Source organism: Streptomyces kaniharaensis (genome assembly GCF_009569385.1).
Taxonomy (GTDB): Bacteria; Actinomycetota; Actinomycetes; order Streptomycetales; family Streptomycetaceae; genus Kitasatospora; species Kitasatospora kaniharaensis.
In genome coordinates this window covers 610,578-625,874 of the sequence record NZ_WBOF01000002.1, presented here as the reverse complement: position 1 = coordinate 625,874, position 15,297 = coordinate 610,578, and the positions used below count along the sequence as shown (strand labels likewise).

The 15,297-nt window shown below is 70.2% G+C and carries 17 protein-coding genes; 10 read left to right on the top strand and 7 right to left on the bottom strand.

The window, feature by feature from the left end; translation table 11 throughout:
- Positions 1-31 precede the first annotated feature (31 nt).
- Positions 32-820 (bottom strand): gamma-glutamyl-gamma-aminobutyrate hydrolase family protein, encoded by a 789-nt coding sequence (locus F7Q99_RS30535; RefSeq protein ID WP_153467220.1) that lies wholly within the window; start codon positions 818-820, stop codon positions 32-34.
- A gap of 266 nt (positions 821-1,086) precedes the next feature.
- On the opposite strand from F7Q99_RS30535, the gene F7Q99_RS30530 reads away from it, so the two are divergent.
- A complete protein-coding gene (locus F7Q99_RS30530) occupies positions 1,087-1,995 on the top strand; it encodes a LysR family transcriptional regulator (RefSeq protein WP_153467217.1) in 909 nt (302 codons plus the stop codon).
- 76 nt (positions 1,996-2,071) lie between these two features.
- On the opposite strand, the gene F7Q99_RS30525 is transcribed toward F7Q99_RS30530, so the two are convergent.
- From F7Q99_RS30525 to F7Q99_RS30515, 3 genes are all read right to left on the bottom strand, one after another.
- Positions 2,072-3,334 carry a hypothetical protein gene (locus F7Q99_RS30525; RefSeq protein WP_153467214.1) on the bottom strand — a complete coding sequence of 421 codons (1,263 nt, stop codon included), beginning with the start codon at positions 3,332-3,334 and terminating at the stop codon, positions 2,072-2,074.
- A gap of 446 nt (positions 3,335-3,780) precedes the next feature.
- On the bottom strand, positions 3,781-4,197 hold the full coding sequence (locus tag F7Q99_RS30520; RefSeq protein WP_326847345.1) for a (2Fe-2S) ferredoxin domain-containing protein: 417 nt from the start codon (positions 4,195-4,197) through the stop codon (positions 3,781-3,783).
- Positions 4,194-6,185: a heavy metal translocating P-type ATPase gene (locus F7Q99_RS30515; RefSeq protein ID WP_153467211.1), complete on the bottom strand. Its 1,992-nt coding sequence runs from the start codon at positions 6,183-6,185 to the stop codon at positions 4,194-4,196. The genes F7Q99_RS30520 and F7Q99_RS30515 overlap by 4 nt, the downstream gene beginning before the upstream one ends.
- A gap of 105 nt (positions 6,186-6,290) precedes the next feature.
- Here F7Q99_RS30515 and F7Q99_RS30510 point away from each other — a divergent pair, with 105 nt between their 5' ends.
- A complete protein-coding gene (locus F7Q99_RS30510) occupies positions 6,291-6,689 on the top strand; it encodes an ArsR/SmtB family transcription factor (protein ID WP_153467208.1) in 399 nt (132 codons plus the stop codon).
- A 65-nt stretch (positions 6,690-6,754) separates the two neighbouring features.
- Here the strand turns inward: F7Q99_RS30510 and F7Q99_RS43810 are convergent, their stop codons facing one another.
- Entirely contained in the window at positions 6,755-6,955 is a 201-nt protein-coding gene (locus F7Q99_RS43810) for a hypothetical protein (protein WP_407697885.1), read from the bottom strand.
- A 504-nt stretch (positions 6,956-7,459) separates the two neighbouring features.
- Here F7Q99_RS43810 and F7Q99_RS41840 point away from each other — a divergent pair.
- The 5 genes from F7Q99_RS41840 (at position 7,460) to F7Q99_RS30480 (ending at position 11,293) form a co-directional block, all read left to right on the top strand.
- Complete coding sequence (locus tag F7Q99_RS41840) at positions 7,460-7,834, top strand: hypothetical protein (protein WP_230211004.1); 375 nt, start codon at positions 7,460-7,462, stop codon at positions 7,832-7,834.
- Between the two features lie 146 nt (positions 7,835-7,980).
- Complete coding sequence (locus F7Q99_RS30495) at positions 7,981-8,718, top strand: YhjD/YihY/BrkB family envelope integrity protein (RefSeq protein ID WP_326847344.1); 738 nt, start codon at positions 7,981-7,983, stop codon at positions 8,716-8,718.
- A gap of 152 nt (positions 8,719-8,870) precedes the next feature.
- Entirely contained in the window at positions 8,871-9,347 is a 477-nt protein-coding gene (locus tag F7Q99_RS30490) for a DUF6328 family protein (protein WP_195911315.1), read from the top strand.
- A 243-nt stretch (positions 9,348-9,590) separates the two neighbouring features.
- Positions 9,591-10,121 (top strand): RICIN domain-containing protein, encoded by a 531-nt coding sequence (locus tag F7Q99_RS30485; protein WP_153466701.1) that lies wholly within the window; start codon positions 9,591-9,593, stop codon positions 10,119-10,121.
- 380 nt (positions 10,122-10,501) lie between these two features.
- The gene (locus tag F7Q99_RS30480; protein ID WP_153467205.1) at positions 10,502-11,293 is read left to right on the top strand and encodes a hypothetical protein; all 792 of its coding nucleotides are present in this window, start codon (positions 10,502-10,504) and stop codon (positions 11,291-11,293) included.
- A gap of 605 nt (positions 11,294-11,898) precedes the next feature.
- On the opposite strand, the gene F7Q99_RS30475 is transcribed toward F7Q99_RS30480, so the two are convergent.
- Positions 11,899-12,162, bottom strand: coding sequence for a hypothetical protein (locus F7Q99_RS30475; RefSeq protein ID WP_153467203.1), 264 nt, complete (start codon positions 12,160-12,162; stop codon positions 11,899-11,901).
- A gap of 149 nt (positions 12,163-12,311) precedes the next feature.
- Entirely contained in the window at positions 12,312-12,635 is a 324-nt protein-coding gene (locus F7Q99_RS30470) for a plasmid stabilization protein (protein WP_153467200.1), read from the bottom strand.
- Between the two features lie 297 nt (positions 12,636-12,932).
- Between F7Q99_RS30470 and F7Q99_RS30465 the strand changes: the two genes are divergently transcribed.
- The 3 genes from F7Q99_RS30465 to F7Q99_RS30455 all read left to right on the top strand — a co-directional run bounded on the left by F7Q99_RS30465 (position 12,933) and on the right by F7Q99_RS30455 (position 15,195).
- The gene (locus tag F7Q99_RS30465; RefSeq protein WP_153463723.1) at positions 12,933-13,436 is read left to right on the top strand and encodes a hypothetical protein; all 504 of its coding nucleotides are present in this window, start codon (positions 12,933-12,935) and stop codon (positions 13,434-13,436) included.
- A gap of 71 nt (positions 13,437-13,507) precedes the next feature.
- Entirely contained in the window at positions 13,508-14,344 is an 837-nt protein-coding gene (locus F7Q99_RS30460) for a transposase family protein (protein WP_326846942.1), read from the top strand.
- A gap of 290 nt (positions 14,345-14,634) precedes the next feature.
- A complete protein-coding gene (locus F7Q99_RS30455) occupies positions 14,635-15,195 on the top strand; it encodes a hemerythrin domain-containing protein (protein ID WP_153467199.1) in 561 nt (186 codons plus the stop codon).
- Positions 15,196-15,297: the final 102 nt, after the last annotated feature.

Here is a 15,297-nt window from a genome sequence, read left to right as displayed (position 1 = left end):
GGGTGATCTTCCGGGTCGGAGCGCAGTGGTGTCAAGACACCGGGCTAGACGAAACGACGTCCGGTGCACTCCGCCGCGCGCGCGCCTTGCTCTCGGCGGTGCGATCGGGAGCCGGGTTCGACGTGGCCCCGGCAGCAGCCACCAGGGCGTGCACCACCGCCGAATCGAAAGCCATTTCGGGGTGCCACTGAACGCCGACCACGAAGCGGTGCCGGGTGCTCTCGATCGCCTCGATGGTGCCGTCCGCCGTGCGGGCGCCCACGATCAAGCCGGCCCCGAGGGACTCCACCGCCTGATGGTGGTGCGTCGCGACCTGGCGGGTCCCCGGAAGGAGCGCGCCGATCCGCGTCCCCGGCACCGTGGTGACGGCATGGGGGGAGAAGTGGCCGCCGTGCAGGTTGTGCCCGTGGTGACCCACGGTTTCGGGGAGGTGCTGGATCAGGGTTCCGCCTGCGTGCACGTTCATCAACTGCATTCCGCGACATACTCCCAGCACCGGCATGTCACGCGTGAGAGCCTCGGTCAGCACGGCCCACTCCCACCGGTCGCGCTCGTGCACCGGCGGCCCCGTGCACGGATGCGGCCGCGCCCCGTACAGCGCGGGATCCACGTCCTCGCCGCTGGTCAGGACGATCGCGTCCAGGCGTGCGACGACATCGGCCGCGGCCTCCGGCGCGTCCGGCGGCAGCAGGACCACGCGGCCGCCCGCCGCCTGGAGACAGCTGATGTACGCCGCGGGCAGCAGCGCGGCGGGCAGCTCCCACTCCCCCCACTGAGCGTCGGCGAGGTAGGTGGTCAGTCCGATGAGTGGCTTGGGCATACCACTTCCTTTCAGGGGCGGGAGTCGATCCTCGACGGCCGTCTCCTCCGCGGCCCACCCGCCCGACGGACGCGGGGTCAGGAGGGCTGCGGAAGAGGGGGTGCACGGCCCCGCGGGCGCACGAACGCGCCCGACGACGGAGATGGTGGGGCGCGGACCCGGGGGCGGAGGCTTGCGCATCCGGGCCGCGAGCAAGAATCCTGCTGCCGTTCATGCTTAAGCACAAGAAAAGACATCTTCGCGACAGATAAGTGAGCCTTAACTCCGTGCAGAGACTCGACCCCCGGTTGCTCGCCACCCTCGAAGCAGTCGTCCGCCACCGCTCCTTCAACGCCGCCGCACGCGAGCTGGGCTACAGCGCGCCCGCCGTCTCGCAACAGATCGCCGAACTCGAACGCCGCGCCGGCCTCATCCTGATCGAGCGCCGCCCGGTGCGCGCCACCCCGGGCGGCATGGTCCTCCTCGACGCCGAACAGCGCGTCCGAAGCGCACTGGCGGCGGCGTCCGTGGAACTCGACGCCATGCGCGCGGGTACGGCCGGACGGATCAGGCTCGGCGCCTTCGCCTCCGCCGCCGCCGGCATCGTCCCGCAGGCGCTGGCAGAGCTTCACGCGACCTATCCCGATGTGCAGGTCAGCCTCTCCCAAGTGGAGCCCGAAGCCGGCTACAGCCGGCTCAAGCGGGGAGACATGGACCTGGCCCTCAGTTACGACTACGACTTCATCCCGATGCCACCGCCCCGGACGCTGCGCCGAACGCTGGTCGCACGGGACCCGGTCGTGGCGGTCGTCCCGGCCGACCACCACCTCGCCCACCGGGACGTCATCGACCTGGCCGGCCTCGCGTCCGAGACGTGGATCGCAGCTCCGGAGGCCGCGTTGCGCCTGGAACTGCTCGCTCAGATGGCCAAGACACCGGGCTTCCAGGCTCGCCTGGAATACGACGGCGACGACTTCAACACCGTGCTGGGCTTCGTGGCCGCCGGCCTGTGCGTCGCCGTCATGCCGCGGCTGGCCCTCCCCCCGGGTAGCACCCAGGTCGTGGCACGCCCCCTCGCCGACCCGGAGCTGACACGCTTCATCTACACGGTCCGCATCGACACCCGGCACGCCCCGCGCGCCCTCCTGGCCCTGGAACGGATGCTCGCCGCGCAGGCACTGGCCGCCCTCTCATGAGGCCGGGGCAACGCCTCGACGACTTCGGACCCGAACGTCGCCGGCCCGCCTGCGGGCCGGCTCTCCGGGCAACCTCTCACGCCTCCGCTCGGACACTCCGGTCGGCGGTGAGCCGCTCCCGCCACTCGGCCACGGCGACGGGGGACATCGCCGCGAGACGGGCGATCATCTCGTCGTCCCGCCCGTCGGTCCAGCTGAGGACCCGGGTCAGGACGGTGTTCCGGACCAGGCGGACCTCCTTGAGCAACTCCTCCAAGCGCTTCAGCTCCTCCCCGGTGGCCGCAAGCGTGTCGTCGACCGCCGCCCTTTCCTCGGCCCGCTGTTGCCGCAGGTAGGCCGTCAGGCCGGTGAGGACCGCGCCGTCGTCGGCCGCAGCGCTGCGAAACGTCTCGGCGAGGTGGTCCAACACGCAGTCAGGGGCGTCGGCGAGACTCGCTCCCACGACCTTCGCGCCCTCCCAGCTGCTCCGTCCGGCATCGCTGGTCCGCAACCAGAGCCCGGCTTCGACCGGCGTACGGTCGCCGCACGCGGCCGCACGATAGGCGTACAGAGCCGCCCGGTGACCGTAGAAGGTGTAACCCTCCTCGATCCGGACGCCCGCCGGAGCGCACATCCGTCCCGGAACGCCGCCGTAACCGGAATCGGGTTCGTAAGTGGCGTAGCCGTCCAGCTCGGCGTCGGTGGCTGTCGCCCAGGCCGCGTCGCACAGCTCCGGATTCCGGGCCAGGAAATCCGCCACTTCGACCCGCCATGCGGGAACCGGGCTCATGCGGGGTTCGGCCCAGGCCACCGTTCCCGTCGCGTCCAGCGTGTATCGGCAGGCCTGTTCGAGATCGGTCCAGGCCGTAGCGGCTTCGGCGGACCATTCCAGATCCCCGTCCGGGCCCACACGGTGCAGCGAGCCGATCACCCGCTGGACCAGGGGCAGTACCCGTCGGAGCAGCGCGTAGATCTCCTCGGCGCTGAAGAAGCGCCAGGTGTCGGTGCCCTGGTCGTCGACAGCGCGATGGGTGAACGGGAGTGCGAACACGGCCGGGGAAGGCAGCGCACCATCGCCGACCGTAGCCCGGCGGTGACCCGGGAGCCAGGGGGCGGCATCCTCATCCTGTGTTCGCCAGTCGGTGTCCCCGAACCAAACGGCACCGGTGGCGGCGTCGACGGCGAGCCACTGTTGGTAGCCATTACCCGGCCCGAACCGTTCCTGGTGGTGCTCGGCCTGCCGGTCGTGCCACACGTATTCCGCTGGGGGCGGATCGAGTTGGACGGCGACGAAACCGTCCTGCGGGGTGTACCCGACAACGACGTGTGCTGTTGGCTTGCTGTGCTCGGTCCCGGACATGCGGCTCCCTCCGTGCCGGACCGTGGCGGTTCCGCCACTGTGCGGCACCGAGCCTGCCCTGCGAGAGCCGTACGATCAAATCCGATCACTTGTGGACTTGTCACCCCATGGGGTCCGTGCGCGAGTGAACGTGACGGAGCCAGGGCCGACGGCACGCGATCGCAGAGCACGATGCTCCTCGCCGGCGAAACAGGACTGAATCGGACCTTGACGCCGCACCATCGGGCGTCGCATGATCGACCCGCAAACCTGTCAGACAGCAAGACAGGCAGCTCGATTCCACGGTGCGTCAGAACCTCGGAACCGGCGTTCGGGACCTGCGCAATACCATCGAACGTGACGGGTGCACCGGGGACGCCAGACCACCGTCCGACGCTGTCAGTGGCGAGCATCGCCCTATCTCCGACAACACCATTCGGCGGGCCCTAGACGCAACGCTCAAAGCCTCAGGGCTTGTCGACTGGCACGGCAAGCCGTTGCACTTGAGCCGCATGACTTCCGGAGGATTTGTCCGGCGGGTCGGCCATGCCCGGGCCTCCGGCCTGGACCCGGGCGGTGATGTCGCGGGCGGCCTCGGGGTCGTTGACCAGCCCGAGCCACACGGGTCGTCCGTCGGCCTTGCGGCCCTCGACGGAGGGCTGGACGACGATGACGTTGGCCTGCTCGCAGGCGTCCAGGCAGTCGGTGGGCCGCACAGTGGCCACGCCCGCAAGGGATTCGCGCAGGTCGGTGAGCTGGGCTCGGTGGTCCAGGCCCTGGACCTTGGGGGTTCCGCAGCAGCAGCCCCGGCAGAGGGTGACGGTGCATCGGGCCGCCGCCGAGTTCTCGGTGCCGGTGGCCTGCTTGCGTGTGCGGCGGCTCACCGGTCGCTCTCCGATCGGGCCTTTGTCCAGGCGGCCTCGCGCAGCAGCCGCAGGCCGTTGAGGCCGACGATCACGGTGGAGCCCTCGTGGCCGAGCACGCCCAGCGGCAGCGGCAGGGTGGCGACCAGGTCCCAGACCACCAGCACGGAGATGAACACCGAGGCGATCACCAGGTTCTGCACCACCAGGGCGCGGGCCCGGCGGGAGAGCGCGACGACGGCAGGGACGGTGGCGAGTTCGTCGCGCACGATGACCGCGTCGGCAGTCTCCAGGGCGAGGTCGGAGCCGGCCCGGCCCATCGCGATGCCGCTGTGGGCAGCGGCCAGCGCCGGGGCGTCGTTGACGCCGTCCCCGACGACCATCACCTTCCGCCCTGCCCTCTCCTGCTCCTCGACCGCAGCAGCCTTGTCCTGGGGCAGCAGTCCGGCGCGCACGTCGGTGATGCCGACCTCGGCGGCCAACCGTGCGGCGGCACGCGGGTTGTCGCCGGTGACCAGCATCGGCGCCGTCCCGGTCAGCGCGGTCAGTGCGGTGACGGTGCCGACGGCGTCGGGGCGCAGGCGGTCGGCGATGGCCAGCAGACCGACCGGGACGCCGTCGGCCTCGATCAGGATTGCGGTGCGGCCGCCGTCCTCCAGCTCGGCGGCGACTACCGCGGCGCGGGTGGAGACGGTGTCCTTGGCGTTGCTGAGCAGGCGGGCCGGGGCTCCGACGGCGACGGTCCGGCCGGCGACAGTGGCGGTGACGCCGATCCCCGGAGTTGAGGTGAAGTCCTGGGCGGGGGCGAGGTCCAGGCCGCGGCTGCGGGCGGTGTCGACGACGGCGCGGGCGAGCGGGTGCTCGCTGGGGTGCTCGGCGGAGGCCGCGAGCGCCAGCAGGTCGCCCTCGCTCAGGCCGGAGCCGGCCAGGGGCCGGATGTCGGTGACGCGCGGGGTGCCCTCGGTGAGGGTGCCGGTCTTGTCCAGCGCGACGGCGTCGACCTGGCCCAGGCGCTCCATGACGACGGCGGACTTGACCAGGACGCCGTGGCGCCCTGCGTTGGCGATCGCCGCCAGCAGTGGCGGCATGGTGGCCAGCACCACCGCGCACGGCGAGGCGACGATCATGAAGGTCATTGCCCGTAGCAGCGAGCCGGTCAACGCCGCCCCGAGGGCCAGGGGCACCAGGAACACACAGAGGGTCGCGACGACCATGCCGATCGAGTACCGCTGCTCGACCTTCTCGATGAACAGCTGGGTCGGGGCCTTGGTCTCGGACGCCTCCTCGACCATCTTCACGATCCGGGCGATCACCGAGTCGGAGGCGTCCCGCTCGACCTTCACCCGCAGCGCGCCGGTTCCGTTCAGAGTTCCGGCGAACACTTCGTCCCCGCGGTCCTTGGCGACCGGGAGCGGTTCGCCGGTGATGCTCGCCTGGTCCACCTCGCTCGCCCCGTCCAGGACGCGGCCGTCCGCACCGATCCGCTCGCCCGGCCGCACCAGTACGGTGTCGCCGACGGCCAGGACCTCGACCGGGACGGTCTCCTCGGTGCCGTCGTCCAGCAGCCGGGTCGCGGTGGCGGGCGCAAGGTCCAGCAGGCCGCGCACCGAGTCGGCCGTGCGGGCGGTGGCGATCGCCTCCAGCGCGCCGGAGGTTGCGAAGATGACGATCAGCAGCGCGCCGTCCATCACCTGCCCCACAGCGGCGGCGCCGAGCGCGGCCACGATCATCAGCAGGTCGACGTCGAGGGTCTTTTCCCGCAGCGCCTGCAGGCCCGCCCCGGCCGGCTCCCAGCCGCCGGTCGCGTAGGCGAGCGCGTACAGCGGGCCCCACGCCCACGCCGGGGCGCCGGCCAGCTGCAGCGGCAACGCCACCAGGAACAGCGCCAGCGCCGCAGCTGCCCAGCGGGCCTCGGGCAGCGCGAAGAGCCGAGTACGCCGCCGAGGAGCGGCGCTCGCAGGAGTGGCCGTCTCGGGCGCGGGGCGCTCGATCAGGGTGGAGGAAGGCATGGCAAACAGGACCCTTCACGCAGGCCAAGTCCGAGTACGGACGACCCTCCCGACCATACAGGAACACATGAACAGTCTTTCATTCATCGACTGTAGGATGAGCCCATGGGTCATGGAGCCGCCCCCGCGAAGAACGCCGTCCCGCACATCCGCCTGGACGCGGACAACGCCGCCCGGGTGGCCACCACCCTCCAAGCACTCGCTACCCCCTCCCGGCTGCTGATCCTCGCCCGCCTACGCGAAGGACCCTGCGCCGCCACCGAACTGGCCCACGCCGTCGGCATGGAGCAGTCCGCCTGCTCCCACCAGCTCCGTCTGCTGCGCAACCTCGGCCTCGTCGTCGGCCAGCGCCAAGGCCGCTCGGTCGTCTACGCCCTCTACGACAACCACGTCGCCGAACTCCTCGACCAGGCCGTCTACCACACCGAGCACCTCCGGCTCGGCCTCAGCGACGCCGCCGACACAGACCTCGCGGTCGACCCAGCGCCTCAGCCCTCGCGCTGACCCCGCCGGCGCCGCCGACCCGCGCTGGTAGCCGAGGAATACGACGCGGTCCGAATGCGCGCCTGTTACCAGAAGCAGCTCACCACTGCGGGATCGCCCACGCGCTGAGCCGGCCGCGTCAGCCCAGCCGGGTCGTGGCCGCGGGCCCTCCGGCAGCGGCATCCCACCTGCCGATCCAGCAGGGCTCCCACCAGCAGGGCCAGCGCACTGCGCGGAAGCAGGGCGTCGGCCTCGGGCTGCTGGGCGATGCGCACCGCGACGTCCACGGGCGCGGCCCTCCTCTGAGTAGACGATCGGTTTGGTCGTCCAGTCTGGTTGCCGCGGATCGCAGGGGCCGGGCAGCACGGCTGCCTGGGCACACTCGGGAGATACCTGGGGGAGAGGGCACGCGGCCGGGCTACGGTCCCGCCAGGGGCCCGCTCGAGTCCGGGGTGCGGAAAAATCAGGGCAGGGCAGGTTTTCGTGCCGCAGGTCCGGTCACCCGCGAGGCGTTGCCGGGGCCGATGGAGCGGTCGGCCCCGGCAACGCTGCGTACTGGTGCGAGCGGGTTGGGAGGGTGCACGCTCAAAGGCGGACAGCTTTCCGTGCCGGACGGAGGCCCATTCATGTCCACCCGGCATCCCTTCCGCGTCAGGCACACAGATACCACCGCCCACGCTTGTCTTCGTTCGCCGCGGGCCGCGGACGAAAGGCCGGTTTCCGGTTTGCCCTGACAGCCCCGGGGCACGCGCGTGGGCAGGTCCGACGTGCCGAGTGGGAAGGGGCTGGTGATGTCCACCGGACAGACGGGCTTCAGTGATGTCGCCTACGATCTGATCTCCGTTCAGTATCACGCCCTGAAGGGCGGATACGACTACGGCGAGTACGTCCGGGACGCCGAGAACGCCGGCGACGAGGAGATCGCCTCGTTCTTCCGCACCGTGATGGAGGAGGACTCCGCCAGGGCGAAGCAGTGCCACGAGTTCCTGGTCCGGATCAGCGGTCACGAGGAGGGTGGCCCCGCGATGACCGGCCGTGCGCACGATGGCGGCGCCAGCGGGAGGGCAAGCGGATCGGGGACGAACTTCCCGGACCCGGCAGCTGCGGACGACGGTCCGATCCCGGCCGGCCCGGAGAGCCGGGAGCGCTCGATCAGCGAGTCCTAGCCATGACGGGCGACCGGAACTGGGTCCGCGGCTGGCAGCCACGGCCGCCGCACTCGGCACGTCGCGTGCCCGGCACGCGCCGGAGGGACAGGCCCGCGCAGGCGATCCGCACCTGGCGGAGGGTTCTGCGGACGACGGCCCGAGACGTGTGGGAACAGGGTCGGACCATCGAACTACTCCAGCGTTCGATGGCGTTCGCGGCGCTGTTCTTCGTGACGCTCGTGCCGCTGCTGATCGTCATCGCCGCCGCCTTCCCCGCGCGTGGCACCGGCATCGCCGAGTGGATCACCGATGGCCTCGGCCTGAGCGGTCGGGGCGCCGACGCCGTGCAGCGGCTGTTCGCCTCCCGTGGCCAGGTCCTCAGCACCACCACCGGCTTCGGCCTGGCTGCCCTGGCGGTCTTCGGGCTCTCCCTGATGGCCGCCGTCCAAGGCGTCTACGAGCGGATCTGGAGGATGGATCGCGGCCCGTGGCACACCATCTGGCGCCAGGCCGTCGGTCTGGCCGGGCTCGTGGGATACATCATCGTGGCCGCCTGGAGCGGCTCTCCCTGGCGTCACTCGGGTGTTCAGCCGGCCTTCCGGATAATCGTGACGATCGCTGGCGGCGTGCTGCTGTTCTGGTGGCTCCAGCACCTGCTGCTCGCCGGACGCGTCCCGGCGCGTGATCTGCTGCCGGGAGCGGTTGCGACGGTGGTGGGCCTGGCGGGCCTGCACCTCTTCTCCCGGCTGGTCTTCGCGCCTCTGCTGGTGTCCAACGCGGTGTCCTACGGGACCGTCGGGACGGTGCTGATCGTCCAGTCCTGGCTGATCGGCGTCGGCTACACCGTCTACGGCGGCGCGCTGACCGGACGAGCCCTGGTCCGGGCCCGCCAAAGACCGTAGAGGCCTGTCAAAGACCGTAGCGCGCGGCGATCCGGGGGTGGTGGTGGTCCGATCGAAGGACGCGCGCCACCCGCAGGCGCGGTTGCCTGCACGCGGTTGGGGCGATGGCGAATCATGGGGACCGCTAGACAGGTACGCGAAAGGACTGGAATGTGGGCGAGGACGGGAAGGAGGAGTCGGAGGAGAAGGCGGACCGCAAGTGGACGGAGATGCTGCAGGAGGTCCGGGTCGCCCAAACCGGCGCGCAGATTCTCTTCGGGTTCCTGATCAGCGTGGTGTTCACCCCGCGATTCACCCAGATCAGCCCGGCCGACCGGGCGCTGTACGACGTCACGGTGGTCCTGGGCGCGGTGGCCACCGGCACACTGATCGCCCCGGTCGCCTTCCACCGCTTCCTCGCCGGCCACCAGATGATGCCCGAACTGGTCCGCGCCGGCGCCAAGATGATCGCCATGGGACTCGTCCTGCTCGGCATCACCGTCGGCGCCGCCCTCGTGCTACTCCTCCACGTCGCCACCGGATCCGTGATCGCCTGGGCGGTCGCAGGAGCCGTGATGCTCTGGTTCGCCATCTGCTGGCTCGTCCTGCCTTGGATTGTGCTGCGCGCGGGCAGACGCCGAACGACATGACCCGAGGCGCAGTGACCTCGCCGAGTGGATGAGCCGGCAGCAGGGCACCGGATCGCCCGGCCAGGAGTGAGCGCGCACCTCGGGGCGGGCCACCGCCGTTGCCGTCCGAAATCGATCTTCGGCCCGTGACAGGGCCGTGATAGGCGCCTCGGACATGCTCCCCCTGGCATCGCGTCAGGCGCTCTTGCCCGCCGATCTACGCGCGATGACCCGTGCGTCGCACTCACCAGGGGGAAAACACCCATGTCCATCCGTCGCAAGATCGCCGCAGCCGCCGGAACGGCAGCGCTGGCCAGCGCCCTCAGCTTCACCGCGACTCCCGCCCAGGCCGCCGGGAACCTCTACACCATCCCCGCCTACGGTGTCGCCATCCACTTCAGCAACGGCTACTGCCTCGACGTCCCCAACGCCGATGCGTACGGCCAGCAGATCGTCCAGCAGTGGTGGTGCAACGACACCGATGCCCAACGCTGGAACATCATCCCCGTGGACAGCACGCACTTCCAGATCCAGAGCATCCTCGAGAAGGGCAAGTACTGCCTCAACAACTACGAGGGCGGAGACGTCACCGGCAACTACATCCGCCTCTACGACTGCGGCACCGGCAGCGACCGCGTGTTCAACTTCGTCTACAAGGGCATCGGCTGGCAGCTCCAGCCGAAGTCCGCGTCGGTGAACTGCGTGAACATGTGGGGCGGTGACCAGCGGGGCAACGAGGCCCGTCTCTACCCCTGCGCCTCGGTCAGCAACGAGAACGTCTGGTGGCGTTACTGATCGCATCGCACCAGCAGCGCAGCCCGCCCCGCGCCGACCGCGTGGGGCGCGGCTGCGCCGTGCCTTCGCGAGCATCGCCGCAACCCCCAGGTGAGTCCGCTATGAGTCCACAGACTCTCCGCATGAGATGACTTCCGACTGTCGGATGATCATCTGTACTCATCAGCTGGAGATTTGCGGTAGTTTGTGGCGCCGCAGCGCGGTGGCCCACCCACACGGGCGGCATCCGCCCCCGTGGAACGGCCCGAATCCCTCCTGCAGGCTTGCAGGCTCATGCAGGGACCGCTGCTGATCACTGCGGCGGGGGCCTCGGCGAGCATCATGACCGGGCTCCGGCACGGCAGTTGTACCATGATCCAACTCAAGGGGGACACTTCTCCATGCGTGCTTCGCACAAGCGCTTCCTCGTGACGGCTGTTCTGCCGATCGCTCTCCTCGGGTCCATGGCCGCCCAGTGCGGCCCCAACAACCCCGAGCCGAGCGACACCGGGACCGCCACGGCCGCACCGACCGCCACGGCCGCTCCGACGGGCAAGCCGGCACCGACCGGCACGGCCGCACCGACCGCTACGGCTGCTCCGACGGGCAAGCCGGGTCCGGCGAAGAGCCTGTCGGCCGATGAGCTCACCAAGGCCCTGCTCTCCAAGGCCGACGTGCCGGGCGCCACCGACGCGAAAACCGGCCCGGCCGGCGGTGACAGCAAGACGGTCGCGGACAACGCCGCCTGTCAGCCCGTGCTCGACCTGATGGACGGGATGAACGCCGCGACGAAGCCGACCGCGGGCGTGGAGGGCTTCTACAAGACCGGTTCGGGCGCCGGGGTCGTGATCCACCTCGACCAGTTCGGTGCCGGCCAGGGTGACAAGGCCTTCTCGTCCGCCGCGGCCGCGCTCGGGTCGTGCTCCAGCATCCCCGGCTCCGTCCCCGGGAACGGCAACGAGAAGATCACGATGTCCGTGTCGAAGCTGAGCTACTCGACGCTCGGCGACGCGACCCTGACCTTCAAGGTGGCCTTCACCGGCGAGGAGTCGGCCGAGTACTCCTACGTCTTCGTCCGGAGCGGCGACGTCGTGATCGGCATCAGCAACCTGGCGAAGGCATCCGTGCCGCAGCCGGACCAGGCTCTGGTCAAGAAGCAGCTTGACCAGGTGAAGGCCGCCCAGCAGCACTGAGCCACCAGCGCAGACGGTGAACCCCTGGGGCGCAAGCTCCAGGGGTTCGCGGTCCGCTTCCCGCACTCGGCGGCATCCGGAAGAACCTGTTGCAGCTGCCTGCGGTCCTCGCAGGGGCGGCGTCCTCTTCCCGCTCGGCATCGCTTTCGCGGTGATGACCTCGCGAGGATGGGACGCATGGTCAGCGTCGAAGAGTGGATCCGGGTCCGAAGGGACCTGCGGCTGGGGCAGAGGCTTTCCGGGACGGTGACCGCGGTGCCGACTCCGGGGTCGGCGATCCGGGCGCTCTGCCACAGGATCCGACGACCCCGTAGGCGAACAGATCTGCGGCCAATGGCCGTAACGATCCGCCCGCACTGTCCGGCCGCGGTACGAGCCCAACCGGGCGGCTGCCGCTGCTCGCCGTGGCCACTGCAATCAGCGATCCGAACGATTCGGAGCAATCCGGGCATCCATCACCACGCTCCACGGCCGCCGTCTGTGCGACTGTCTGACTGATTCCGATCACTCATGAATTGCAGGCTTGTGAAGGCCAGTGGCGCCGTCTGCGCCGACGCGGGTACTGGAGGGGAGGAAAGCGGCGGGCCGAAAGGGCGTGCCGAAGGTTACGGCGCGGGGAGCGCCGGGCCGCCGTACTCCTCGAGGACGTCGAGGACCTCCTGCAGGGTCAGCTTCACAGCGGTGCTCCCGGGACCGGTGGCCCGCGCGTAGCGGAACCCGCCGTCGTGCCACAGGATCGCGTGCACCCGCCAGTCGAGCAGTGACATCGTCAGGACGTCGGCGTCTCGGGTGACGTCCCAGCCGAATCTGCGGGCCGTTTCGCTGAGGCGAAAGGCATCGTGGTTCAGGGGAGGAACGCTGTCGGCCATGGCCTTGATGATCGGCGCACCGCGCCCTCGCCGCCCGCGCCCAGACGCTGCTTTTGCCGGTCGCCCCGCTCATGGCGCCGGCACCGCCCTGTGAGCTGCGTCCGCGGGCTCTGTGGGCGAGAGCCGCCAGCCGCCTGCTCGGCTCCCGGTCAGTGGCCGAGCGCGTTGGCGAGCTGCTTCTTGTTCATCTTCGAGCGGCCGTGGATGTTGCGCTGCTTGGCCTCGTTGTACAGCTGGTCGTACGTCGGTCCCTGGGAGCCGGAGTGGGAGCGCTGGCCGCCGCGCCGTGAGGAGGACATGTCGTGGGTGGAGGAGCGGCTGGCGGTCTTCGACTCGCCGTGCCGGGCTCGCTCCTTGTTCACGGTGCGGGCCGCGATCTCCTTGGCCCGCTTCTCGCTCTCGCCGTGCTCCTTGGCGCTCTCCTTGATGTGCTCGTACTGGCGTTCACGCTTCTTGCTCGAACCGGCAGGCATGACTTGAACTCCTGACTCGAGTGATGTGCCAAGGCGGCTACCCCGAAGGTAGATCCCGACGCATTCAGGCGCCCGCGCAAGGATGGACGCTTATTGAGGAAGTTCCATCGTGATTCGTGCAGGTCACCGGCCCTGGTGTGACAAGTGGTTGGGGTGCTCGCGCAGCTCATCACGGTGATCGTCGCGCGGAGATCATCCGTCAGCCTTTCTGGCTGTCTTCCCGGGATCTCCTGCACGCTGTGTGCCGGTCCCCTACTGTGCGAGCAGGGGCTGTGGTGGGCCCGCGCGGGAGGGGATATGGCTCAGAACCTGATGGTGTGGCTGCTGGAGCGCCGCGTGGTGCTGGAAGAACGCGTTGAGCGGCTGCGCAAGCAGCTGGCAGACACCGAGGCCGAAGTGGCTCGGTTGGAGGCCGCTGAGGTCGTCTACCGGCAGTACCAGGAGGACGCTGACGCCGGGCATCCCGACGCCGAGGCCTGGCAGCAGGCCCTGGAGGAGGCCACCGGCGGAGAACCCGCCGCGCCCGCGCCCGGCGCCGGTGTGACGCCGGGCGCCGCAGGCCAGCTGCTGATCCCGCACTGCGGCCAGGACAGCGGCCCGCAGGACCTGCCGGCCGACTATCAGGCGATCATGGGGATCGTCGCGGACGGCGACGGCCCGCTGCAGGCCAAGGACGTGGCCCGTGAGCTGGGGCTGGATCCGGTGCCGGCGAAGGTGGAGCCGGTGCGCGGGAAGCTGCGCAAGCTGGCCGAACGCGGCTGGATCACCCGAACCGCGGCCGGACGCTACCTGCCCCGGTAGGGCGCGCGGTCCCGGAATAACGGCCGATTCCCGCCGCAACACGGCTTACCCCGGCGGGAGTTGGGAAGCTCGTGAAAACCAGGACCAGCCCCACCGGGGACACCGTCAGCCTTGTCTACTCCGTCCGCCTGCCGCTGTCCAGCCGGACCGTCAACTACGTGGCCGGCCTGATCCGCGCCCACCGCAAGACGATCCGCTCCCGCTGGCGCAAGCTGGACGCCGGGCGGATCGCCGTGATCGCACTGGCCCACCTGCGCAACGACGAGCGGCTGGCCGACCTGGCCGGCGGCAACGCGGTCTCGGCCTCCACGGTGCGCCGGTGGGTACTGGAGGTGATCGACCTGCTGGCCGCACGCTCTCCCCGCCTGGACCGAGCGCTGGCGAAGGTGGCCAAGGACAGCGGGTGCGTGGTGCTTCTGGACGGCACGCTGATCCGTACCCGGCGGCGGACCGGCCGGGCGAACCGGAAGAACTACTCGGGCAAGCACAAGGCGCATGGCCTGCTGTTCCTCGCCCTGACCGACGCGAAGGGGCGGCTGTTGTGGATCTCCTCGGCCCGCCGGGGCGCCTGCAGCGAGATCACGGCCGCCCGCTACGAGAAGCTGTGCGCGCGGCTGCGGGAACTTCGACTGGGTGCGGTGGCCGACCTGGGGTTCGTCGGCCTGGACGACGGGGACCAGGAGCAGCCGGCGGTCATCACGGGGTTCAAGGCGAGCGGCGGAAAGCGCCTCTCGTCCCCGAAGAAGGTCGTGAACCGGCTGGTCAGCAGCCTGCGAGCGCCGGTCGAGCACGGCTTCGCGAACCTGAAGACCTTCCGGATCCTGACCAAGGTGCGCATGCATCCGCGGCACGCGACCGCACTCGTGCGGGCCCTGCTGGTGCTGACGCACCACCAGGTGGCACGGTGACGGATGATCTCCGCGCGGTGATCACCGTGATGAGCTGCGCGAGCACCCCAATTATTCGTCACACCAGGACCGGTGACCTGCACGAATCACGATGAAACTTCCTCATTGCACTGCACTGCACTGCGCTGGTCTCGGTCGGAAGGCGTCCGGGCACGCGCGGCTGCCTGTCGGCCTTCGAGTCCGATGGGGTGAGCCCCGCGGCGGCGGCTCACACGGCCGGTCGGGGCGGGGATCACTGTCGGGTGGGCCGGGAGCGACCCGGTTCCGGACGAGCGACAGGTGGATGTGCGATGGGGCACGGCGGAAACGTGATCGAGGAGTTGATGGCCGACCACCGCGAGGTCCAGGTGATCTTCGGCAAGATCCAGGAGATGACCGCGGGCGGCCAGCGGCTGCGGGATCTGGTGGACGAGGTCACCATCGAGCTGGTGCGGCACTCGGTCGCCGAGGAGCAGTACCTCTACCCGGCGGTGCGCGAACACCTCCAGGGCGGCGACAGCCTCGCGGACAAGGAGACCGAGGACCACAGCCGCGTGGAGAAGATCCTCAAGCGCCTGGAGAACATGGACACCGACGACGCGCAGATGAGCCCGCTGCTGCAGCAGCTCATGGACGAGGTCGCCGCCCACGTACAGGACGAGGAGACCAACCTCTTCCCGATGCTGCGCCGGGCCTGCACCCCCGAACAGCTGGACGACCTCGGCGACAAGATCCGCCGGGCCAAGGCCATGGCTCCCACCCGCCCGCATCCTTCCGCTCCGAGTACCCCGGCGGCCAGCAAGCTCCTCGCGCCGGGCACCGGCCTGGTGGACCGGGCCCGTGACTTCGTCACCGGCCGCGGCGAATCCTGAACCGCCCCCAGGCGGCGACGGTCCACCAGCCGTGGCCGGGTCGCGCAAGGGCGCGGCCCGGGGGCCTGCTGGGGGCAGGCTCTGGGCCGTGCAGACAAGCGC

Excerpts from the sequence above, each read along its gene's own strand:
- F7Q99_RS30455 (WP_153467199.1), top strand. The coding sequence starts at position 14,635 with ATGGGGCACGGCGGAAACGTGATCGAGGAGTTGATGGCCGACCACCGC.
- F7Q99_RS30525 (WP_153467214.1), bottom strand. The coding sequence starts at position 3,334 with ATGTCCGGGACCGAGCACAGCAAGCCAACAGCACACGTCGTTGTCGGG.
- F7Q99_RS30515 (WP_153467211.1), bottom strand. The coding sequence starts at position 6,185 with ATGCCTTCCTCCACCCTGATCGAGCGCCCCGCGCCCGAGACGGCCACT.
- F7Q99_RS30470 (WP_153467200.1), bottom strand. The coding sequence starts at position 12,635 with ATGCCTGCCGGTTCGAGCAAGAAGCGTGAACGCCAGTACGAGCACATC.
- F7Q99_RS30475 (WP_153467203.1), bottom strand. The coding sequence starts at position 12,162 with ATGGCCGACAGCGTTCCTCCCCTGAACCACGATGCCTTTCGCCTCAGC.
- F7Q99_RS30535 (WP_153467220.1), bottom strand. The coding sequence starts at position 820 with ATGCCCAAGCCACTCATCGGACTGACCACCTACCTCGCCGACGCTCAG.
- F7Q99_RS30465 (WP_153463723.1), top strand. The coding sequence starts at position 12,933 with ATGGCTCAGAACCTGATGGTGTGGCTGCTGGAGCGCCGCGTGGTGCTG.
- F7Q99_RS30485 (WP_153466701.1), top strand. The coding sequence starts at position 9,591 with ATGTCCATCCGTCGCAAGATCGCCGCAGCCGCCGGAACGGCAGCGCTG.
- F7Q99_RS30510 (WP_153467208.1), top strand. The coding sequence starts at position 6,291 with ATGGGTCATGGAGCCGCCCCCGCGAAGAACGCCGTCCCGCACATCCGC.
- F7Q99_RS30480 (WP_153467205.1), top strand. The coding sequence starts at position 10,502 with ATGCGTGCTTCGCACAAGCGCTTCCTCGTGACGGCTGTTCTGCCGATC.
- F7Q99_RS41840 (WP_230211004.1), top strand. The coding sequence starts at position 7,460 with ATGTCCACCGGACAGACGGGCTTCAGTGATGTCGCCTACGATCTGATC.